The following is a 21,314-nucleotide window of genomic DNA, read 5'->3' on the forward strand; positions in this document are numbered from 1 at the left end:
GAACCGTGAAGTGTGCATGCCGCGTCCCCACCCGTGACTTTCCCCCGTGTCGTCGTGCGTCACCCCTGAGGAGCAGAACCATGGCCCAGCCCCAGCCCGGCAGTACGCCGAACCGCCCCCGGAGAGGCGCCGGATGCCTGCAGAGCCTGCTGGTGCTCGCGGTGATCCTCGGCCTGGGCTACGGGGCGTCCAAGATCTTCGGTGACGAGTCGTCGGCGTCGAAGGCTTCCTCGTCCGCTTCGTCCGCCTCGGACGGCAAGGGCGGCTCCTGGGAGATCGGCGACTGCGGAGGCCCGGACCCGGAGAACAAGCCGGACGGCTACCGGGCCTTCGACTGCGACGAGTCGGGCGCGACCTTCAAGGCGCTGGAGGTCAAGAGCGCGAGCATCATGCCCAACGCGATCCAGTGCCCGGCCGGCACGGACCTGATCATCCAGGTCTCCCGGGTCTTCGGCTCCGGCGACGGCAAGAAGGGCGGCGGCATCCCCACCAACACGGTCTGCGGCCGCAACCTGATCGGGGACCACCCCGGCGACGCGGGCGCCGGCGGCGGCCAGCTCGTCGAGGGCGACTGCGTGTCGGCGACGGCCAAGGAGATCGTCTGCGCCTCGGCCGGGGCGAGCGACTTCAAGGTGCTCGGGCTCGTCGACAAGAAGACCGAGTGCCCGGCGGCGACCACGGAACCGATGCAGCTGATGATGGCGCTCGGCCGCCCGTACAACGTCATCTGCGGCGGCAAGGTCTGACCGGCCCCTGCCCGCGCACACCGCGCCTCCTTCGGGGCCGCTCCTTCGGGGCGGCCCCGACCGGTGTTTGGGGGCGGAGGCGGGTCAGCCGCCGCACTGGGCGAGCATGGCCCGCTTGTCGGCCGTCGTGACCGGAAGCTCGTACTTCAGGGACACCTGGGCGAACCGCACCGCGTAGGAGCAGCGGATCGGCTTGTACGGCGGCAGCCAGGAGGCGGGGCCGGAGTCCCGCTTGGCGTTGTTGGCCGGGCCGTCCACCGGGAGGAGGTTGAGCGGGTCGTTGGCGATCTGTTCGCGCTTGGACTCGTTCCAACGGGCGGCGCCCATCTGCCAGTCGTAGGACAGCGGCATCACATGGTCGATCTGGACCTCGGTGGCCTGCTGCTTGCGCCAGTCGATGGTCGCGCCCGTGTAGGGGTCCTGGAGCGTCATCGCCATGACGATGCAGTCGGACCCCGCCTTGTGCTCGACGTCCTTGCCGTCCCGGGCGAGCAGGTCGTTGCGGGTGTCGCAGCCGTTGCGGGCGAGCGGGATGCCGTCGATCCCGTCCTTCCAGGCGTAGCCGAACTTCTTCCGCTCGTAACCGGTCCTGGGGCCGCGCCCCTTCGTGGCCACCTTCTCGATGATCTTCCGGGCGGCGGCCCGGTCCGCGTCGCCGGTGAGCGGGGCCAGCCCCGGCTTCGTACCGTCCGGATTGTCCAGCGGACTCGCGCCGAAGCCCTCGGCGGACCGCGCGCCGTCCTTGGTCCCCCCGCTCGTGGCGCCCCCTTCGGCGGTGAGGTCGTCGGGGTCGCAGCCCGCCAGGGCGAGCACGACGAGGACGCCGACGGCGGGCAGGGCCGCCGCCCGGTGCGTACGGGGAGCTATCACGTGAAGCCGTCCTGACGGGAAGAAAACCGAACGCGGAGCATCCTACGAGCGTCTTCCCCGCCGGGGCGGCTTCCATGACTGCGCTCATGACGTCCCCGAAGGTGACGGGCCGGGCCAGGGCACGGGTCTGGCGGCCGCCCGCATGCCCGGTGCACGGGGATCGTAGGAAGTCCTGCCGTCCGGGGCCGGAGAGCCTCCGCGTCTCCATGGCCGAGCCCGGGCACGGGGCTATCGACCGGCGGGGCCGTCGAGAGAGCGGCTCATGAACAGCGCCGTCTCCCCCTCGGACTCGGTGCCGCTGTAGAGGGAGGTGTCCAGGCCGCAGAGAGCGAACCCCATCCGCTGATAGGCGCGGATGGCCGGAGCGTTGATGTTGGTCACCTCCAGCCAGACGTGGCCGGCACCGCATGTCCGGGCCCAGTCGATGGCGTGGCTCATGAGCGTGCGTCCGATTCCCCGGCCCCGGTACGGCCCGGCCACCTCGATGTCGGCCATGACCAGCCGCCGGTTCCAGGACTCATACCGCGTGTCGACATAGCCGCACAGGCGGTCGCCGTCCAGCGCGACGAACCGGCACGCGCCCTCCGACGGTTCATCGCCCTCGGGTTCGTCGTCGGGGAAGACCTTGTGAATCGGCCGGTCCAGCCGGGCAGGCCGGATGGAGAACCCGTCCCCGCCGGAGTCGACCACCTCGAAGACGGTGTCCGAGGTGAACTCCCCTTTGATGACGGCCGTCCTGTCCCTCTCGCTCTCGGCCATGCGATAGGTGACGGCCTCCTCCGCCGGCCCACGTCCAGCTGATTCGCTGTCAGGTCGCGTCATGTCCGCACCGTACCGGCCCGCCGCACCACAACGGCCGGGGTCCGTCCGCCGGCCGACCCGCCACCGGCGGTCCCCGGAACCGCCGCCGGAGGGCGGGGTGCTCCGGCTCGCCGCGTACGGGCGGGCAGGCCTGGCGACGCGGCAGCCGACTCCGCTGCCCGGACATCGCACCGGTGGTCGGAACCCGGGCACGACGCCGCACCGGGACGACCCGTAGGCTTGCCCTGATGGGCGTCTTTTCCTGAGCGACGAGCGAGGTCCCGCACCGGGACCGGAAGCAGCCCGGCGTCGAGCGTCGGGCACCGTTCGTCTGCCCACGTACCCCACTCAGGAGACCCGGCCATGCCGCACACCCGGCCCATCCACGCCCCCCTGCCCGCCGACGCCCTGGCCCGCCGTATCGAGCTGCTGCGCACCACAGCCGATGCCGATCCCCGCGTGGAGGGCGTCCTGCTGTACGGCTCCTGGTCGCTCGGTGAGGCGGACGCCCACTCGGACCTGGACGCGTACCTCTACGTACGGGAGGGGGACGCCGACCCCTTCGACGGGCGGGAGTTCGTGGAGCGGCTGGCCCCGCTCAAGCTGGCGTACACCAACATGTACGGCATCCTCGCCGTGGTCTTCGACGACCTGATGCGCGGCGAGTTCCACATCGAGCCCGCCGGCCCCGGCATCGCGGAGATCGCCACCTGGCGCGACCAGATCCACTTCCCCCGCCCCGAAGCGGCCGTGCTCCTGGACCGCACCGGGCATCTGACCGCCGCCGCCCGGGAACTGGCCGCCTTCAGGCCGCCCGAGCCGGTGGCCACCGCTCAGCAGCTCACCGACGAACTGGCCAACTGGACCCTGATGCTGGCCCACGTCCAGGCCCGGGGCGAGCACGCCCGCGCCCACAACCTGCTGCACGCCGTCATCGCCCCGCTCCAGCTCAAGCTCTGCCGCCTGCTGCGCGGCTCGTCCGCCCACTGGCTCACCCCGAGCCGCGCCCTGGAGGCGGACCTGCCGGCGGCGGACGTCGAGCGGTATGCCACGACCACCGCCGCCCTGGCCCCCGATGACCTGCGCACGGCGGCGGCGAACAGCTGGCGATGGAGCCGTGACCTGGCGGCCGAGGCCGCGGCCCGGTGGGGAGCCCGGCTGCCGCTGGGGCTGCACGAGGAGATCGCGCAGATGCTGCCGGGGACAGGGCGGCCTCAGCCGGACTGAGGCGTGAACGCGTACTGCACCTCGCACAAGTGCCCCGCCTTGACCATCACCGTGGCCTCGATGGGAGGCGGTGGTGGAGGACGGCCGTGCCGCCCGAGGCGGAGGACGGCCGTGCCGCCCGAGGGAAGTGCGAGCGCCTCCGCGACATCCGCCGGCGGTTCGGACTCCGTAACGTCCAGGAGAGAGCTGCGGGCACGGGTGCCCGCCTTCTTCGCCTCCGTCAGTCGGCGATACGGCTCCCCCGTCGTGGACGGCGTCATGTACGCGGCGGGCCGTATCGTGCGCTGCCGATGCTCGCGTACGGTCACCGCCGCGCCCGCCCGGCCGACCACGAGGTGCTCGTTCTTGAGGAGTTGCAGGGCCTTCTGAACCGTGGCGTTCGCGGCGCCGAACCGCTCCTTCAACTGTGCTGTGGAGGGCAGGCTGTCACCCGGAGCCAGGTCCCCGGACATGATGTCGTCCCGTAGATCGGCGGCGATCCGCTCGTCCAGGGGGCGGCCGTCCGCCCCTTCCGTCTCCGGTCCGCGCGCCGTCATCCGATCCTGATCTCGTACCGCAGCTTCTGACCCCGTGATGGCATGACCATCACATCTACCTGGAGCGGTCGGCCTTGCGCGTCGAGCGTGAGCCGGGTCAGTTCGAGGACCGGCTCGTCTGCCGTGAGCGACAGTGACGCCCGCTCACTCTCGGACGGCATACGGGCTGCCACATCCTCCTGCGCCCGGGTGCCGACATAACCGAGTTCGGCGAGCAGCCGGGCGGCCCCTCCTCGGATCTTCGCCGTGCCGGCCAGCCCTGTGCCTCGTGCGATCTCCAAGGGGTAGTAGGTGTCGGTCAACTCGCACGGTTCGCCGTCGAGGTACATGATCCGCCGCCGCGCGACGACCTGGCCGCCCCGCTTCACCCCGAGCAGGTCAGCCACGCGCTCCGGAGCAGCGACTTCACCAGCGCTCATGATCTTCTGCGTGCCCCGGCGCCCCGCAGCCGCCGCCTCGGTGCTCCAGACGTCGCCCCCGCCGTCCACCGGCGTCAGGTAGTGAGTGGACGCGCTGATCACTTCACCTTTGCCCATGGCTTCTCTTTCGCCGACGACGGACCTTGCCGGTGCACACGGTAGGCGACTCCGTCGAACACCCGCCGGGACGGGAATTCGCCGTTCGGCTCGACCTGACGGATGACCTCGCACGACGGGCGGTCCGGGACAGCGGCGACGGACGGCCGGAGGTTCAGCACCCGGACGAAGGCAGTTGCTCGGGGCGCGGCCTGTTCCTCGTCGCTGAACTCGCAGCGGCCTTCGGCATCGACCACCACGTCGTGGGCAAGACGGTGCGGGCGGTATTCAAGCGGTCTCCGGTGCCGCAGCACCGGCCCGGCGCAACACCGCGGGCCCCGCCGGACATGTACGTCCCGCGGGGCCCGGTCGTTCACGCCCCGGCCGGGCTACGACCCCAGGATCGTCGTCAGGAACTCGCCCGTCCACGCCAGCAGTTCGCGGCCGATCACCGGCTTGCCGCCGATCCTGCCCGTCGTCGGGCGCGGGACCAGGATCTGGTGGGCGGTCGGCTTGATGACCGTCTTGGGGTGCAGGCGCTTCAGGCGCAGTTCCTGGGACTCGCGCAGCTCCACCGGGGCGAAGCGGATGTTGGAGCCCTGGAGGACGATCTCACCGACGCCGCAGGCGCGGGCCAGCATGCGCAGGCCGGCGACCAGGAGGAGGTTCTCGACCGGCTCGGGCAGGGGGCCGTAGCGGTCGGTCAGCTCCTCGCGGACCGCGCGGATGTCGTCCTCCGAGGTGGCCGAGGCGATCGCGCGGTACGCCTGGAGGCGCAGCCGCTCGCCGGGGGCGTAGTCGTGCGGGACGTGCGCGTCGACCGGGAGTTCGATCTTGACCTCCAGCGGCGGCTCCTCCTCGACGCCGCCCTCCATCTGGGCCCGGTAGTCCGCGACCGCCTCGCCGACCATGCGGACGTACAGGTCGAAGCCGACGCCCGCGATGTGGCCGGACTGCTCGCCGCCGAGCAGGTTGCCCGCGCCGCGGATCTCCAGGTCCTTCATCGCCACGTACATGCCCGCCCCCATCTCCGTGTGCTGGGCGATGGTCGCCAGGCGCTCGTGGGCGGTCTCGGTGAGCGGCTTCTCCGGCGGGTAGAGGAAGTAGGCGTAGCCCCGGTCGCGGCCACGGCCCACCCGGCCGCGCAGCTGGTGCAGCTGGGAGAGGCCGAAGTTGTCGCCGCGCTCCACGATCAGGGTGTTGGCGTTGGAGATGTCGATGCCCGACTCGACGATCGTCGTGGAGACCAGCACGTCGAACTTCTTCTCCCAGAAGTCCACCACCACCTGCTCCAGCGCCTGTTCGGACATCTGGCCGTGGGCGGTGGCGATGCGCGCCTCGGGGACGATCTCGCGCAGGCGGGCGGCGGCCCGGTCGATGGACTCGACCCGGTTGTGGATGTAGAACACCTGCCCCTCGCGCAGCAGTTCACGGCGGATCGCCGCGCCGATCTGCTTCTCCTCGTACGGGCCGACGAACGTGAGCACCGGGTGGCGCTCCTCCGGCGGGGTGGTGATCGTGGACATCTCGCGGATGCCGGTGACCGCCATTTCGAGCGTACGGGGGATGGGGGTGGCGGACATGGTGAGCACGTCCACGTTGGCGCGGAGCTTCTTCAGCTGCTCCTTGTGCTCGACGCCGAACCGCTGCTCCTCGTCCACGATGACCAGGCCGAGGTCCTTGAACTTCGTCTCGGAGGAGAACAGGCGGTGCGTGCCGATGACCAGGTCGACCGAGCCGTCCTTGAGCCCTTCGAGCGTCGCCCTGGACTCCGACTCGGACTGGAAGCGGCTCAACGCCCGCACGTTGACCGGGAATTGGGAGTAGCGCTCGGTGAACGTGCCGTAGTGCTGCTGGACCAGGAGCGTGGTGGGCACGAGGACCGCCACCTGCTTGCCGTCCTGCACCGCCTTGAACGCGGCCCGGACCGCGATCTCCGTCTTGCCGTAGCCGACGTCGCCGCAGATCAGCCGGTCCATCGGGACCGTCTTCTCCATGTCCTCCTTGACCTCGGCGATCGTGGACAGCTGGTCGGGCGTCTCCGCGTACGGGAAGGCGTCCTCCAGCTCCCGCTGCCACGGGGTGTCCGCCCCGAAGGCGTGGCCGGGGGCCGCCATCCGCGCGCTGTACAGCTTGATCAGGTCGGCGGCGATCTCCTTGACCGCCTTCTTCGCCCGCTGCTTCGTCTTGGTCCAGTCCGCCCCGCCGAGCCGGTGCAGCGTCGGGGCCTCGCCGCCGACGTACTTGGTCACCTGTTCCAGCTGGTCGGTCGGGATGTAGAGGCGGTCGCCGGGCTGGCCGCGCTTGGCCGGGGCGTACTCGACCAGCAGGTACTCGCGGGTCGCGCCCTGGACCGTGCGCTGCACCATCTCCACGTACCGGCCGACGCCGTGCTGCTCGTGGACGATGTAGTCGCCGACCTCCAGCGTCAGGGGGTCGATCGTCTTGCGGCGGCGGGCCGGCATCCGGCCCAGGTCCTTGGTGGCGGTGCGCTGGCCGGTCAGATCGGTCTCGGTGAGCACGGCGAGCTTCAGCGCCGGGTCCACGAAACCCTGGTCGATCGCCCCGCAGGAGACGTGCACCAGCGACGGGGTGATCTCGGTCAGGTCCGCGTCGAGGCGGGCCGCGATGCCCTCGCCGCTCAGCACCTCGACCGTACGGGAGGCGAGCCCCTGGCCCTCCGTGACGTACACCGTGCGCCACCCGTCGGCCAGCCAGCCCTTGGTGTCGGCCAGCGCCCGGGCCGTGTCGCCCCGGTACGCCTCCGGGGCGTGCATGGAGAGCCGGAGGGTGTCGTCGTCGTGGTCGGCGGCGTCCGACGCGAACGGGGAGACCGTCCACCACATCATGCCCAGCTCACGGGCCCGGTCCCGGACGTCCGCGATGCCCCACAGCGAGGCCGCGCCCACGTCGATCGGCGCCTCCCCGCCGCCCGCGCTCGCCGCCCACGACGCCTGGAGGAACTCCTGGCTCGTGGCGACCAGGTCGGCCGCCCGCGTCCGGACCCGTTCCGGGTCGCAGACGATCGCCATCGCGTTCTCCGGCAGGACGTCGAGCAGCAGCTCCATCTCGTCGACCAGGACCGGGGCCAGGGACTCCATGCCCTCGACCGCGATGCCCTCCGCGATCTTGCCGAGCAGCTCGCCCAGCTCCGGATGGGCCTCGGCCAGGGCCGCCGCCCGCTCCCGCACCTCGTCGGTCAGCAGCAGCTCACGGCAGGGCGGCGCCCACAGCCCGTGCGCGGCGACCTCCAGGGAGCGCTGGTCAGCGATCTTGAAGTAGCGGATCTCCTCCACGTCGTCGCCCCAGAACTCCACCCGGAGGGGGTGTTCCTCGGTCGGCGGGAAGACGTCCAGGATGCCGCCGCGCACGGCGAACTCGCCCCGCTTCTCGACCAGTTCCACCCGGGAGTAGGCGGCGGCGGCCAGCGCTTCCACCACCTCGCCCAGGTCTGCGCTCTGCCCGCCGACCAGCGACACCGGTTCCAGCTCGCCGAGCCCCTTGACCTGCGGCTGGAGCACGGAACGGATCGGCGCGACGACGACCGAGACCGGGCCGGTCTCCGGGTCGTCCTCACGCGGGTGGGCCAGGCGCCGCAGCACGGCGAGGCGCCGGCCCACGGTGTCCGAGCGCGGCGAGAGCCGTTCGTGCGGCAGGGTCTCCCAGGAGGGGTACTCCGCGACCGTGTCCGGCGGCAGGAGGGTGCGCAGGGCGGCGGCCAGGTCCTCGGCCTCCCGCCCCGTCGCGGTGACGGCCAGCACGGTACGGCCGGTCTGCCGGGCCAGCGCGGCCACGGCGAACGGCCGTGCGCCGGGCGGGCCCACCAGGTCGACATGGGGCCGGTGCCCGTCCCCGGCGGCCTTCACCGCCTCGGCGAGCGCCGGGTCGGTGACGACGACGTCCAGCAGACCGTGCAGACTCATGAAGTTTCCGTCCGGGTGATCAAGGGGTACCGGCAGCAGGCTGCTGCCGGCGGGCGAGCAACGCGAAGGGCCCGACACGTGAGACGGGCCGGGTGAATTCCAGGGTACGGCCAGGGGGTGACAGCCGCGTCCGCAACGGGTGCGGCGGAGCCCCGGGCCGGGCGGAACGGGCCGGGCGGATCGGGCCGGGCGGATCGGGCCCGCCGTCCGTCGTGCGGACCGTGCCCGCCGTCCGTCGTGCGGACCGTGCCGCTCGTCGGCCGTCGCACACCGTTCACCTCCGTATCGCACACAGTTGCGTCCGGGCCCCTCCCAGAAAGGGGCTCAGCCTCTAGTCTTTGCCCGACCATGGCACGGGCACGCGCACACGGACACCGTCCGGACACCCGGACCGGTGCGTCGGCCGACGCGTCCCACCAGCGGTAACGGCACGGGCGGAACGGGCAGCGGCCGGGGCGGGCGGCGCGGGGCGACCCCCCTCGGCGCACGGTCCACGGCACCAGGCAGCGGGGGCGTACGTGGACGAGAACGAGATGTCTGTCTTCGGGATCCCGAAGGCCGAGGAAGAGATCTACCGGCACTTCCTGCGCCATCCCGGCACACGCGCCGACGACCTCCGTCTCCTGCCGCACTCCCGGTCCCAGGAGGCCCGCGACCGGATCGCCCGGCTCCAGGAGCTGGGGCTGCTGCACGCCGAGGACGCGGAGGGGCGGATCTTCCCGGCGGAGCCCGGGGCGGCCCTCGCCCGGCTGGTGGGCATCCGGCTCCACGCCCTCCACCAGGAGCTGCAGCGCGTCACCCGATCGTGGCACGTCATTGATGGTCTACGCGCGGAGCAGGGGGACCGTGCCCCCCGGTCGCGGGATGTCGGGCCGTGGGAAGCGCCGGCCGGGATCCGTGAACGGGTCGACCTGTTCGCCGGGGCCGGGGAGCCCGCGGGCGACCCGGCCGGTACGGGCGGTACCAGTACGGGCGGTACCAGTACGGGCGGTACCGGTACCACCCGTACCGGTGCGGACCGCTTCCCTGCGGGCGACGCCGGTGCGAGCGGTGGGAAGGCCCCCGAACTCCGCCCGTCCGGGATCGGGCGCCGGGTGCTCATGACGATGTGCACGGTGGGCAAGGACGAAGCGGGCGCCCGGAGGCTGGGGGTGTCGGTACGGACCTACCGGCGGCATGTCGCCGACCTGATGCAGACCCTGGGTGCGGCCAGCCGGGCCCAGGCCGCCCTGCTGGCCCGCGAGCGCGGCTGGATCTGAGGGCCGCCACGGCCCACAGGCCGGTCCCGGGACGGGAGTGGGTGCGACCCGGAACGGGAGCGGCTGCGGCCCGGACCGGGAACGCGCCCGGCCCCGGGCAGGAACCCGCTCGCGGCCTGGAACGGGTTCGGCTCCGGGACGTTTGGAGGAACGTCCCGGAGCCTGCCGTCATCCTACGGTGACGCCCGAAGGGTCACCCCTGCCGGGAGGGCCCCCGGCTCACCCGTCCGTCGCGATGGCGTTCAGGACGTTCATCCGACCCGCCCGGAAAGCCGGGACGAGGGCGGCGAACAGTCCGACGAGCGCCGAGCAGGCGAACACCGTGAGGATGGTGGGCCACGGGATCTCCAGGACCACCAGCCCCTCCAGAGCCAGCAGCTTCTGGGCGGCGGTGCCCCAGCCCATCCCGAGTCCGAGGCCGAGCAGGGCTCCGAAGAGGGCGATGACCACGGACTCCAGCCGGATCATGCGGCGCAGCTGGCGGCGGGAGAGGCCGATGGCGCGCATCAGGCCGATCTCACGGGTCCGCTCCACCACGGAGAGGGCGAGGGTGTTCACCACACCGAGGATCGCGACGATGATCGCCAGGGCGAGCAGGCCGTACACGATGTTCAGCAACTGGCCGATCTGGTCCTTGAGCATCTCCTTGAAGTCGGCCTGGTTCTGCACTCCGTAGACCGGGTACTCCGCGAGGGCGCTCTTGAGCTCCGCGTACGCCTCCTTCTCCTTGCCCTCCTCGGCCTTGGCGAACATGGCCGCGTTCTGCGGCATCCGGTCGGCCGGGACGTAGGAGGCCGCCGTGGTGAGGTTGGTGTACATCGCACCGCGGTCGATATTGGAGTCGTCGGAGGTGACGGCGGCGACCGTGAGCTTCGCGGTCTTGCCCTCCTTGAAGGCGACGGTGATCGTGTCGCCGACCTTGACCCCGTGCTTCTTGGCGTAGTCCTCCCCGACGGACATGGCGTTCTTCCCGTACGCCTTCGCCAGGTCGCCGGAGAGCGCCGTGCGGCGGACGTCCTGCCGGTACGTCGGGTCCGCGGCGACGATCCCCTTGTCCTCCGTCTTCCCGTTCGGAGCGGTGATCTTCGCGCCGAGGAAGGCGTAGTCCGTCACGTGCTCCAGGCCGGACACGGCGTGCACGGCTTCGGCGGCCTGGGGCACGATCGGCCGGCCCGCGCCGCTGTCCTGGACGATGAAGTCCGCGCCGACCGACTTGTCGAGCTCCTCGGTGGCCGAGGCCACCATGGAGGACCCGACGACGGACAGGCAGGCCACCAGGGCGAGCCCGATCATCAGGGCGGCGCCGGTCGCGCCGGTGCGGCGGGGGTTGCGCAGGGCGTTGCGCTCGGCCAGCCGGCCGACCGGTCCGAAGAAGCGCAGGACGACGACGCTCAGGGCGCGGACCACCACACCGGCCAGGAGCGGACCGATCACGATGAAGCCGATCAGCGTCAGCACCACACCGAGGGCGAGGTACACCGAGCCTTCGGTGGCCTTGCCCGCCTGGGTGGTCACCCACAGGGCTGCTCCTCCGGCGGCCGTCAGGACCAGGCCGATCCCGGCCCTGACCCGACCGGAGCGGCCGTCCGCGGGGGTTCCGGCATCGCGCAGCGCGGCCATCGGGGAGACCTTGCCGGCCCGGCGCGCCGGGATGTACGCGGCGAGGACGGTGACGACGATGCCGAGCAGGAGGCCGAGGACCGGGGTCGTCCAGACGATGGTGAGGTCGCCGGTGGACAGCTCCAGGCCGACCGCGGTCATGAGCTGCATCAGGCCGACGGCGAGACCGACACCGGCGACGACGCCCAGCACGGAGCCGACGATGCCGAGGAGGACCGCCTCCACCAGGACGGAACGGTTGACCTGTTTGCGGCTGGAGCCGATGGCCCGCATCAGCCCGATCTCGCGGGTCCGCTGGGCGACCAGCATCGAGAAGGTGTTGACGATGAGGAAGATGCCGACGAGGAAGGCGATCCCGGCGAAGCCGAGCATCGCGTACTTCATCACGCCCAGGAAGGCCCCCATGTCGTCCTTGTTGGCGTCGGCGGCCTCCTTCTGGGTCCGGAGGGCGTACGCGCCGGAACCGTCGAGGGCGGCGGCCACGTTCTTCTTGAGCTGGGTGTCGCTGACGCCGCTCTTCGCGGACACCAGGATCTGCGAGAAGACGTCGGGGGCACCCAGCAGGTGCTTCTGCGCGGTGGCGGTGTCGAGGTAGACGACGGCCGCACCCGGGTTGGTGACGGTGAAGGTCGCGATGCCGCTGATCTTCGCCCTGAGGTCACCGGTGGCGGCGATGGTGCGCAGCTCGTCGCCCATCTTCAGCTTGTGCTTCTTCGCGGTGTCGGCGTCGATCATCACCTCGGTGGGGCCGCGGGGGGCGTGGCCGGAGGTGATCTTCATCGAACGCAGGTCGTTCTTGGTCCAGTTGCTCGCGATGGTGGGGGCGCCGGTCTGCGAGCCCATGTTCTTGTTCTCGCTGTCGACGACGGTGACCGCCATGGAGTACACGGAGCCCTCGGCCCTCTCCACCCCCTCGGTCTTCGCGACCTGCTGGACCGTGGAGGCCGGCAGGGAGGCGGGCTTGCCGGCGGCGGGCTGCCCCTCGTTGTCGTCGGCGGCCTTGGGGAGGACGGTGAGGTCGGGCGAGGAGACCGTGAAGAGCTTGTCGAAGGTCGCGTTCATCGTGTCGGTGAACACGAGGGTGCCGCAGACGAACGCGACGGAGAGCAGCACCGCCACGGCGGAGAGGGCCATCCGGCCCTTGTGCGCGAGGAAGTTGCGCACCGAGGTCTTCCAGACGGTCATGACGTCCGCCCGCGCGCGTCGAAGTGCTTCATGCGGTCGAGGACCTGCTCGGCGGTCGGGTTGTGCATCTCGTCGACGATGGAACCGTCGGCGAGGTACAGCACCCGGTCCGCGTAGGAGGCGGCGACGGGGTCATGGGTGACCATCACGATGGTCTGGCCCAGCTCGTCGACCGACTTGCGGAGGAAGGAGAGGACTTCGGCCCCGGCGCGGGAGTCCAGGTTCCCGGTGGGCTCGTCACCGAAGATGATCTCCGGACGGGCGGCGAGCGCCCGGGCGACGGCGACGCGCTGCTGCTGACCGCCGGAGAGCTGGGTGGGCCGGTGCTTGAGGCGCTCGGAGAGGCCGACCGTCTCCACGACCTGCTGGAGCCAGGCGGCGTCGGGCTTGCGGCCCGCGATGTCCATCGGCAGCGTGATGTTCTCGAGCGCGTTGAGCGTGGGGAGCAGGTTGAACGCCTGGAAGATGAACCCGATCCGATCACGCCGGAGTTGGGTGAGCTTCTTGTCCTTCAGCTTGGTGATCTCGGTCTCGTCGAGGAAGATCTCGCCCGACGTCACCGTGTCCAGCCCGGCCAGGCAGTGCATCAGGGTCGACTTGCCGGAGCCGGACGGGCCCATGATGGCCGTGAACTGCCCTCGGGCTATGTCCACATCGACATGGTCGAGCGCGACGACCCGGGTCTCACCGGTGCCGTACGCCTTGAGGACCTGCCGCGCTCGCGCCGCGACGGCCGTACGCCCTCCAGCGCCCCCGTGCCTGGGAATGGTCACAGCCGTTGTCACGGTTTTCTCCTATGTCGGTCGGTGACGAGACGTCAATCAGTACGGCTCGATTATGGGTTCGGGACCGTACGCGGCGCGATGGTGTTCAGCGCAGTCTTCGGGTGGGGTTTTCCCCACCCGCCCCCCTGCGGCGAGCCGTAGCGGCGACGTAAGAAGAGGTTAAGGAGACGCCCCCCGCCGCCACGTCCTCCGCCGGGAGGAACCAGCCCTGGCCGCAATGAGGGGACGCCCCCTAGGGGACTCGCCCTCCGGGCGGACACCGGGTCAGGGGCACGGTTCTGAGCCGAAGCTCAGCAGTGGTCACCGGCAGAGCCGGATGACAGGGCGAATGGGGCCTGCCGAAGCACCCTCGTTGTCACCAGTGGGGCACACGGCTTGTCCCCCATGCTTGAGCAACCCGTGTTCCACCAGGAGTGAAGATCGACGGGCGGGCCTCAACTCTTGAGGGCCTCCACGATCTGCAGGGCGGCCTGGGCGGGCGTGAGGTGCGTGGTGTCGACGACCTCGGCCTCACCGTGCAGCCACGTGCGGGCCGCCTCGGCGTACGGCTCGAGGTATGCGAGACGGAATGAGGAAGGACCGAGGTCCGTATCCCCCTCGATGCGCCCGCGGAGGGTGTCCTGGTCGGCATGGAGAACGAAGTGCCGTACCGGAATCGCGTGCTGGGCGAGGCCCGAGCTGATCTCGCGCCAGTACTGCTCGACCAGGACAGTCATGGGCATCACCAGAGTGCCGCCGGTGAAGTCGAGTACGTGGCGGGCGGTCTCGACCACGAGCGGGCGCCACGGCGGCCAGTCCTGGAAGTTGCCCGTCCAGGGCAGCTCCGGCTTGATGTCCATGAGCGTCTCGCCGACCTTTTCGGCATCGAACACCCGTGAATCCGGGAGCAGCTGCTGCACAAGGGCACTGGTCGTCGTCTTGCCTGCGCCGTGGGTGCCGTTGAGCCATACGATCATGGAACCAACGCTAGCGCCGTGCGAGACGCACGTGGTCTCAACCGCCAAGACCAGGTGTCACCGGTCGCGAGAAGGCCGCACCGACTGGGCAGGCCGACCAGACGGTGACAGAAAGCCTGCCCCAGTGGCGACTATCGTGCTTCGGCTCAGGTCCGGCGGAGCGCGGCGCCCCCGGAGGGGCGGCCGGCCGAACCGGAGTGGAAGCGTCCGCCGAGGAGAGCCCCTGAAGACCTGTCGAAGGCTCCCCACACTCCACCCAGGACACGCCGAAAGCCCGCCGAGAATGCGTCGGCGCCCCGGCCCGGAACTCCTCCCCCGCCCTCTCGCCACCGCCCCGTCCTCTTCGGCCCCTCCCCTCCCGCGCGCGCGGATGAGACAGTGCCTCCGGGAGATAGGTGCATAGGGAAGGAAACTCGGTGGACGGCACGGACAGCAGGGGCGGGGCCGAGACGGACGGCGCGGAGGCGGGCCCGGACGCCGCCGGGGCCGCCCCGGGCCCGAGCGCGGGTCCGGAAGCAGTCGCGGAGGGGGCACCAGCCACGGACCCGGGCACGCGCACGGAAACGGGCACGGAAACGGGCACGGGCACGCGCACGGGATCGGAGACGGCCAAGGGATCGGGCGCACGCACGAAGGGGCGCACCGGCCCGGGCACAGCCATCAGCCCCGGCCCGGGCACGGCCATCAGCCCCGGCCCGGGCCCCAGGGCGGAGACCGGCACGAACCCCGACCCCGACCCCGGCCCTGGCCCTGGCCCCAACCCCGCTTCCGGCACACACACCCGCCCCGGGCCCAGCACGCCCACCGGCCCCGCCCCCACCCCCGCCCCCGCCCCCGCCCCCGCCCCGGAGCGTGCCGCGTCCACCGCCCCGCCCACCGTCCGCGCCACCACCACGCCCCGGGGCCGCCGCCCCGTCGTGGCGGCGCTCATGCTCGGCATGGCGCTGGCGGCCATCGACGGCACCATCGTCTCCACCGCCGTCCCCCAGATCGTCGGCGACCTGGGCGGCTTCACCGTCTTCTCCTGGCTCTTCTCCGGCTACCTGCTCGCCGTCACCGTCACCCTCCCCCTGTACGGGAAGCTCTCCGACACCTTCGGCCGCAAACCGGTCCTGATCGCCGGGATCATCCTCTTCCTGGTCGGCTCCCTCCTCTGCGCGGCCGCCTGGAACATGGCCGCGCTCATCGCCTTCCGTATCGTCCAGGGCCTGGGCGGAGGCGCGCTCCAGGGAACGATCCAGACCATCGCGGCCGACCTCTACCCGCTCAAGGAACGGCCGCGCATCCAGGCGAAGTTGTCCACGGTGTGGGCGACGTCCTCGGTCGCGGGACCGGTGGCCGGCGGGCTGCTCGCCGGATACGCCGACTGGCGGTGGATCTTCCTGATCAACCTCCCGGTCGGAGCGGTCGCCCTCTGGCTGGTCGTCCGCCACCTCCAGGAGCCTTCGCGCCCGCGCCCCGCCACGCGGCCCCGGGTGGACTGGGCGGGCGCGCTCGCCGTCTTCGCGACCGGCGCGCTGCTGCTCACGGCGCTCGTCCAGGGCGGCGTCGCCTGGCCGTGGTTCTCGGCGCCCTCGCTCGGCCTGTTCGGGGCGAGCGCGGCGCTGGCCGCGCTCACGGTCGTCATCGAGCGGCGGGCGGCGGAGCCGATCATCCCGGGCTGGGTATGGCGGCGGCGCACCATCGCCTCGGTCAACCTGGCGCTCGGTGCGATGGGGCTGCTGATGGTCGCGCCGACCGTCTTCCTGCCGACGTACGCCCAGTCGGTGCTCGGTCTCGGGCCGATAGCCGCCGGGTTCGTGCTCTCCGTGATGACGTTGAGCTGGCCCGTCTCGGCCGCCTTCTCCGACCGGGTCTACAACCGGATCGGCTTCCGCCGGACCGCCATCGTCGGCATGGGCGCGGCCCTGCTGATCCTGCTGGCCTTCCCGCTCCTCCCCTATCCCGGTGAGCCGTGGCACCCCGCGCTGCTGATGCTCCTGCTCGGCGCCGCCCTCGGCCTCTTCCAGCTCCCGCTGATCGTGGGCGTCCAGTCGACGGTCGGCTGGGCGGAACGCGGCACGACGACGGCGTCGGTCCTCTTCTGCCGCCAGGTCGGCCAGAGCGTCGGCGCGGCGCTCTTCGGGGCCATCGCCAACGGCGTCCTGGCCGCCCGCCTCCTCGACGCCCCGGTGGACGGCCTGCCGGGCGACCTGGACGCGGTGGCCCGCGCGCTGGAGGAGCCGGACGCCGTCTCGTCGGCGGCGGCGGAGTACCTGCGCCGGGCGGTGGACGCGGCGGTGGACCACGTCTACGTCGGGGCCGCCGGAGCCGCGGCCCTGGCCCTGCTCGCCCTGATCACCCTCGCCCCGCGCCGCTTCCCGGTCATCACGGAGTCGCCCGGGACTCCCGCGACGGCGGCCGCCCCCGAACCGTCCGGGGCGACCGGCCGACAGGACACCTCCTCCTAGCCGCCGTGCGGAAGCGGCATCGCCCCTCGGCGGCGCCCCGCCTTGATAGGCAAGTCTCTACTTGCCTATGGTGGAGGTATGGCGGACGATGTCTTCAAGGCCCTGGCCGACCCCACGCGACGCCGCATCCTCGACGGCCTGGCGGAGCGGAACAGCCAGACCCTGTTCGAGATATGCGCGCGACTGGCGTCCGGACACGGCCCGGGCCTGTCCCGGCAGGCGGTGAGCCAGCACCTGGCCGTCCTGGAGACGGCGGGCCTGGTCATCACACGCCGCGAGGGCCGCTACAAGTTCCACGACCTGAACACCGAACCCCTTGAGCACATCGCCGCCCGATGGCTCGGGCCGAAGGCACCGGAGAGCACTCCATGAGAATCAACCTGACCAGCGTCTTCGTCGACGACCAGGAGAGGGCCCTGCGCTTCTACACGGAGGTCCTCGGCTTCCGGAAGAAGCACGACGTCGCGGTCGGCGGCGAGGACCGCTGGCTGACCGTGGTCTCGCCCGAGGACCCCGAGGGCGTCGAACTCCTCCTGGAGCCGGACAAGCACCCCGCGGTGAAGCCGTACACGACGGCCCTGGCCGAGGACGGCATTCCGGCCACCGCCTTCGCCGTGGACGACGTACGGGCGGAGTTCGAACGGTTGAGCAAGCTCGGGGTGCGGTTCACCCAGGAGCCGCTGGAGGCGGGCCCCGTCACCATCGCGGTCCTCGACGACACCTGCGGCAACCTGATCCAGATCATGCAGACCGCCTCCTGACGATCGCGCGGGCCGCGCCGACCAGAGCGGCGTTGTCCGGCGCGGGGGAGCCGTCGGGCAGGTGGAGCACGTCCTCCAGCCCGATCCGGGTGGCCAGCCGACGGGAGGCCGCGAGGCGGAGTACGGGCCAGGCGGCAGCGTCCTCGCCGTGCAGGAGGACCGGCGCGGCGGCCGGCGCGAGGTCGTCCAGCAGGCGGGCGGCCGCGCGGACCGCTTCCCGCGGGTCGGTCTCGGTGATCTCGGCCAGGACGCGCAGGACCCGGTCGGCCCCGGGCCACTCCAGGAACCGCCGCGCGGCGGGCGTACCGGAGTAGACGCCCGCCTCGACGCCGACCCCCCGGCCCAGGAGGGCCTCGGCCACCTCGACGGCGCCGTCCTCGTGCCAGTTGACGGAGGCGTGGTCCGGGAGCACCGTCCAGGCCCGCACCTGCGCGGCACGGCCCCCGGGGTCCGCCGCGGCCCACGCCCCGGTGGTGACCCCGACCGGGACGCCCGGGACCGCCGCCCGGACCGCCTCCACAGCGGCGGCGACGGCCTCGGGCTCCAGCGTGTCCCGGCCGTCGCGATCCTTGGGGTGCAGGTGGACGTCCTCGGCGCCGGCGGCGACGGCCTCGCGGGCCGCCTCGGCCAACTGACCGGGCGACACCGGCAGGTGGGCGCACTCGGCACGGTTTCGGGCGCCGTTCAGACAGACCTGGAGCATGGAGCCATCCTCACAGGCCGCACCCGGCTCCACCGGCCGGGGCCCACACCGTAAATCCGGGACCGCACCGCAAGTCCGGGACCGCACCGCAGGCCCGGGGCCCACACCGCAGGGCCCGGCCGGCCGGACGGCCTCCGCCTCCGCCCCCACCGACCGCCGTCCGCCGTCCGCCGTCCGCCGTCCGCCGTCCGCCCGAGCGGATTCCCGGACTCCCGCCCCCACCACCTCGACGGCCGGCTCCGCCGACGCGTTTCCGGCGCTCTCCCGGAAGCGGGGGCGCCGTTCCGTTTACTGGTGTCACCACGCATGTACCGGTGCCATTGCGGAGGTACCGGTCCACAGCGCTGACCGATATGATCCGGCAAGGTTTTTCAGATTGGCCGAAAAGGAATCCCTGGCGCGGCCCGCTCACGCGTCACCACTTCCCTGCCGAGGCCGCACGGCCGACTATCGCCCCTGCCCGGGCCATTTCCCGGCGGCCTCTTCCCGCCCGGGGCCCGCCATCGCCGCACGCCGCCTCGCGAATACCACAACAGCCGCATCCTGCTGACCACTTCCCGTCAAAATCACTCTGCCTACGGACTATGCCGTCGACCGGATCATCCGCCGCAGGAGCATGTCTACGATGTGGTCAACCCCTGACAGGAAAGATTGCTTCCGCTTGCTCCGATTCCGTTGTGCCCAGGCGATCTGCGCCTTTTCGGGGCGGCCGCACATCTTTCGCATACCTTCCGCTCGGTAGATCTGAGGGACCGCATCCATGCCGAAACCCGTACCAGCCAGTCAGCGGCGGCGGCCGATGAACGCGCCGAAGGCGACGCCGGCGCCCCTGGTGGCCACGCTGTCCGTGACCGCCGTCGCCGGAGCCGTGGCCGTGGTCCTGGCCCCGTCCGGGGCGCGCGGCTGGGTGGGAGCGGTGGTGCTCACCGCCTGGGTGGTCCTGGCGGTCGCGCTCGCCACCGCCCACAGCGGCACCCGCCGCGCCCAGCGCGCCGCCTCCGCCCGCGCCGACGAGGCCGAACAGCTCAAGGCCGCGCTGGCCGCGCTCGAAACGGACACCGCGCACACGGCCGACGTGGCGCTGCCCGCCCTGATCCAGCTGGTACGCGGCGGAGCGGAGGCCGCCGACGCGCTCGCCCAGATCCCGCTGCCGCGCAGCCCCCGCCAGCGCAAGCTGCTGCACCTCCTCGCCACCACCGTCGAGGGGCAGGAGCGGCAGACGGCCGCGCTGCGCGCCGACAGCACGCGGGTCCACGACGAGATGGGCGCGGAGAACGCGCGGCTCCGCGAGGAACTGCACGCGCTGACCTCCGAGGTGGAACGCTTCACCCGCGACACGCTGCCGACCGCGGTCGCCCGGCTCCGCGAGGGCGAGTCCGGTGCCACGGTGCAGGCCGAGGTGTACCTGCCCGAGCAGCGGCTGCTGCGCGCCTCCGTCGAGGCCGTGATCCGGGAGCTCGCGCTCAGCGAACGCCGTGCTCTCGCCGCGCAGACCGCGTCGGCCAAGGCGCTCAGCCGCGTCCAGGCGAAGTCCGTCAGCATGCTCGCCGATCTGCGCACCATGCAGGAACGTCACGGCGAAGAGGTGTTCGGGGATCTGCTGAAGCTGGACCACAGCACCTCGCAGCTCGGTCTGATGACCGACCGGCTGGCGCTGCTGATGGGCGGCCGTCCCAGCCGCGCCTGGAACCGGCCGATCGTGATGGAGAGCATCCTGCGCGGCGCGGTCGGCCGTATCGCCGCCTACCAGCGGGTGCGGCTGCACTGCTCGTCCAACGTCTCCATCGCCGGTTTCGCGGCCGAGGGCGTCATGCACCTCCTGGCCGAACTCATGGACAACGCCGCGAACTTCTCGCCGCCCATCGACGAGGTGCACGTCTACGTCGAGGAGCGCGGCACCGGAGTCGTCGTCACCATCGAGGACAGCGGCCTCAAGATGGCCGATGCGGCGATGCGGCGCGCGGCGGACTCGGTCGCCGGACGGCTGACCGACCTGGCGACGCTCCAGGGCACGCGCCTCGGCCTCGCCGTGGTGGGACGGCTCGCGCTCAAGCACCGCATCAGCGTCAACTACCGTCCGTCCTCGCGGGGCGGCACCGGTGTGGTCGTCCTGCTGCCGAGGCACCTGATCGCGCAGGAGGCACGCGACAGCCACCCGGCCCCCGCCGCCGTCTCCGCGGGCGCGTCGCCGTCCCGCGCGGCCACGCCCGCTCCCGCGCCCGCGGCCCCCGCAGCGCCCTCGCCCGAACTCCCGCCGGCCTCCGAGCCGTCGCCCGTGGCCGACAGGGCCCCCGCGACGCCGCCCGCCGCACCCGCGCCGCCGGACGTCCACACCGTCCCGGCCCCCGCGGCTCCCACGCCGCCGGACGCTCCCGCCGCGCCCGGCGACGCCCCCTTCGCGCCCCCGTCGGCCCCGTACGCCTCGCGAACGCCCGCCCACGGACTCGACCTGGGACCGGCCCGGGCGCCGGGCCAGGGGATTCCCCAGCGTCCGGCCCCGGCGCCGACCCGGGGTCCGGCCCACGCCGCCCCGGCGTCGCCCGCACCGGCCGACGACCGGCTCGTCTTCCGTCCGCGTGCGGCCGAGCCGCCGGCGGCCCTCCGTCCCGCGGCGGCCTCCACCCCCGGCGGACTGCCCGTCCGCACGCCCGGCCGCACCATGAGCGAGGCCGAGCGCGGCCGCCACCGTGGAGCGCCCGACCCCACCGCTTCCGCGGGCCCCCGGGGCGACACCCCCCGGGCCGTCCCTCCCCGCAGCGCGGGCGAACAGTTCGGGGCCTTCCACCGGGGCAGGCGGCCCGGTCCCCGTGCCGCCGAGGAGCCGGACGCCCGGAACGCCCGGAACGCCGAAAGCACAGGGGCCGGGGGCGCCGACGAGCCGGACGCCGGGACCGTACCGCCGCCGTCCGCGCCGTAGCCCGGAACGCCCATCCGCACGGTGTCCGGTCCGCCGGACGCGCTCGCTCGATCATCCGAG

Annotated in this window: 17 protein-coding genes; 7 read left to right on the forward strand and 10 right to left on the reverse strand. The window is 72.3% G+C overall.

Features of this window, described 5'->3' with window-relative positions; translation table 11 throughout:
* Positions 1-80: 80 nt before the first annotated feature.
* Entirely contained in the window at positions 81-746 is a 666-nt protein-coding gene (locus ACH4K1_RS11145) for a hypothetical protein (RefSeq protein ID WP_398088529.1), read from the forward strand.
* Between the two features lie 84 nt (positions 747-830).
* Here ACH4K1_RS11145 and ACH4K1_RS11150 read toward each other — a convergent pair whose 3' ends face one another.
* Both ACH4K1_RS11150 and ACH4K1_RS11155 read right to left on the reverse strand, forming a co-directional pair.
* Positions 831-1,616, reverse strand: a complete 786-nt coding sequence (locus ACH4K1_RS11150; protein ID WP_398088531.1) for an HNH endonuclease family protein — start codon at positions 1,614-1,616, stop codon at positions 831-833.
* A 228-nt stretch (positions 1,617-1,844) separates the two neighbouring features.
* Positions 1,845-2,438, reverse strand: coding sequence for a GNAT family N-acetyltransferase (locus tag ACH4K1_RS11155; RefSeq protein WP_398088532.1), 594 nt, complete (start codon positions 2,436-2,438; stop codon positions 1,845-1,847).
* A 342-nt stretch (positions 2,439-2,780) separates the two neighbouring features.
* Between ACH4K1_RS11155 and ACH4K1_RS11160 the strand changes: the two genes are divergently transcribed.
* Complete coding sequence (locus ACH4K1_RS11160; RefSeq protein WP_398088534.1) at positions 2,781-3,644, forward strand: nucleotidyltransferase domain-containing protein; 864 nt, start codon at positions 2,781-2,783, stop codon at positions 3,642-3,644.
* Here ACH4K1_RS11160 and ACH4K1_RS11165 read toward each other — a convergent pair.
* The 4 genes from ACH4K1_RS11165 to mfd form a co-directional block, all read right to left on the reverse strand.
* Positions 3,632-4,180, reverse strand: coding sequence for a GntR family transcriptional regulator (locus tag ACH4K1_RS11165; RefSeq protein WP_398088536.1), 549 nt, complete (start codon positions 4,178-4,180; stop codon positions 3,632-3,634). The genes ACH4K1_RS11160 and ACH4K1_RS11165 overlap by 13 nt on opposite strands.
* Positions 4,177-4,716, reverse strand: a complete 540-nt coding sequence (locus tag ACH4K1_RS11170; protein ID WP_398088538.1) for a GntR family transcriptional regulator — start codon at positions 4,714-4,716, stop codon at positions 4,177-4,179. The genes ACH4K1_RS11165 and ACH4K1_RS11170 overlap by 4 nt, the downstream gene beginning before the upstream one ends.
* The gene (locus ACH4K1_RS11175) at positions 4,698-4,955 is read right to left on the reverse strand and encodes a hypothetical protein (protein ID WP_398088540.1); all 258 of its coding nucleotides are present in this window, start codon (positions 4,953-4,955) and stop codon (positions 4,698-4,700) included. The genes ACH4K1_RS11170 and ACH4K1_RS11175 overlap by 19 nt, the downstream gene beginning before the upstream one ends.
* 129 nt (positions 4,956-5,084) lie before the next feature.
* On the reverse strand, positions 5,085-8,618 hold the full coding sequence (gene mfd / locus ACH4K1_RS11180; RefSeq protein ID WP_398088542.1) for a transcription-repair coupling factor: 3,534 nt from the start codon (positions 8,616-8,618) through the stop codon (positions 5,085-5,087).
* Positions 8,619-9,151: 533 nt separating this feature from the next.
* Between mfd and ACH4K1_RS11185 the strand changes: the two genes are divergently transcribed.
* The gene (locus ACH4K1_RS11185; RefSeq protein ID WP_398088543.1) at positions 9,152-9,877 is read left to right on the forward strand and encodes a DNA-binding response regulator; all 726 of its coding nucleotides are present in this window, start codon (positions 9,152-9,154) and stop codon (positions 9,875-9,877) included.
* Positions 9,878-10,096: 219 nt separating this feature from the next.
* On the opposite strand, the gene ACH4K1_RS11190 is transcribed toward ACH4K1_RS11185, so the two are convergent.
* From ACH4K1_RS11190 to ACH4K1_RS11200, 3 genes are all read right to left on the reverse strand, one after another.
* Entirely contained in the window at positions 10,097-12,682 is a 2,586-nt protein-coding gene (locus ACH4K1_RS11190) for an ABC transporter permease (RefSeq protein WP_398088545.1), read from the reverse strand.
* A complete protein-coding gene (locus ACH4K1_RS11195; RefSeq protein WP_398088547.1) occupies positions 12,679-13,467 on the reverse strand; it encodes an ABC transporter ATP-binding protein in 789 nt (262 codons plus the stop codon). Before ACH4K1_RS11195 ends, ACH4K1_RS11190 begins: the two co-directional genes overlap by 4 nt.
* Positions 13,468-13,901: 434 nt before the next feature.
* The gene (locus ACH4K1_RS11200) at positions 13,902-14,423 is read right to left on the reverse strand and encodes an ATP-binding protein (RefSeq protein WP_398088549.1); all 522 of its coding nucleotides are present in this window, start codon (positions 14,421-14,423) and stop codon (positions 13,902-13,904) included.
* Between the two features lie 917 nt (positions 14,424-15,340).
* Here ACH4K1_RS11200 and ACH4K1_RS11205 point away from each other — a divergent pair.
* The 3 genes from ACH4K1_RS11205 (at position 15,341) to ACH4K1_RS11215 (ending at position 17,634) form a co-directional block, all read left to right on the forward strand.
* Complete coding sequence (locus ACH4K1_RS11205) at positions 15,341-16,873, forward strand: MFS transporter (protein ID WP_398088854.1); 1,533 nt, start codon at positions 15,341-15,343, stop codon at positions 16,871-16,873.
* A 78-nt stretch (positions 16,874-16,951) separates the two neighbouring features.
* Positions 16,952-17,245 carry an ArsR/SmtB family transcription factor gene (locus ACH4K1_RS11210; RefSeq protein ID WP_398088550.1) on the forward strand — a complete coding sequence of 98 codons (294 nt, stop codon included), beginning with the start codon at positions 16,952-16,954 and terminating at the stop codon, positions 17,243-17,245.
* A complete protein-coding gene (locus tag ACH4K1_RS11215) occupies positions 17,242-17,634 on the forward strand; it encodes a VOC family protein (protein ID WP_398088552.1) in 393 nt (130 codons plus the stop codon). Before ACH4K1_RS11210 ends, ACH4K1_RS11215 begins: the two co-directional genes overlap by 4 nt.
* Here ACH4K1_RS11215 and ACH4K1_RS11220 read toward each other — a convergent pair.
* Positions 17,615-18,337: a 3-keto-5-aminohexanoate cleavage protein gene (locus ACH4K1_RS11220; protein WP_398088554.1), complete on the reverse strand. Its 723-nt coding sequence runs from the start codon at positions 18,335-18,337 to the stop codon at positions 17,615-17,617. The genes ACH4K1_RS11215 and ACH4K1_RS11220 overlap by 20 nt on opposite strands.
* 760 nt (positions 18,338-19,097) lie before the next feature.
* Here ACH4K1_RS11220 and ACH4K1_RS11225 point away from each other — a divergent pair.
* The gene (locus ACH4K1_RS11225) at positions 19,098-21,254 is read left to right on the forward strand and encodes an ATP-binding protein (RefSeq protein WP_398088556.1); all 2,157 of its coding nucleotides are present in this window, start codon (positions 19,098-19,100) and stop codon (positions 21,252-21,254) included.
* Positions 21,255-21,314: the final 60 nt, after the last annotated feature.

Origin of the sequence: Streptomyces sp. NPDC017448 (assembly GCF_044330565.1) — a bacterium.
Taxonomy (GTDB): Bacteria; Actinomycetota; Actinomycetes; order Streptomycetales; family Streptomycetaceae; genus Streptomyces.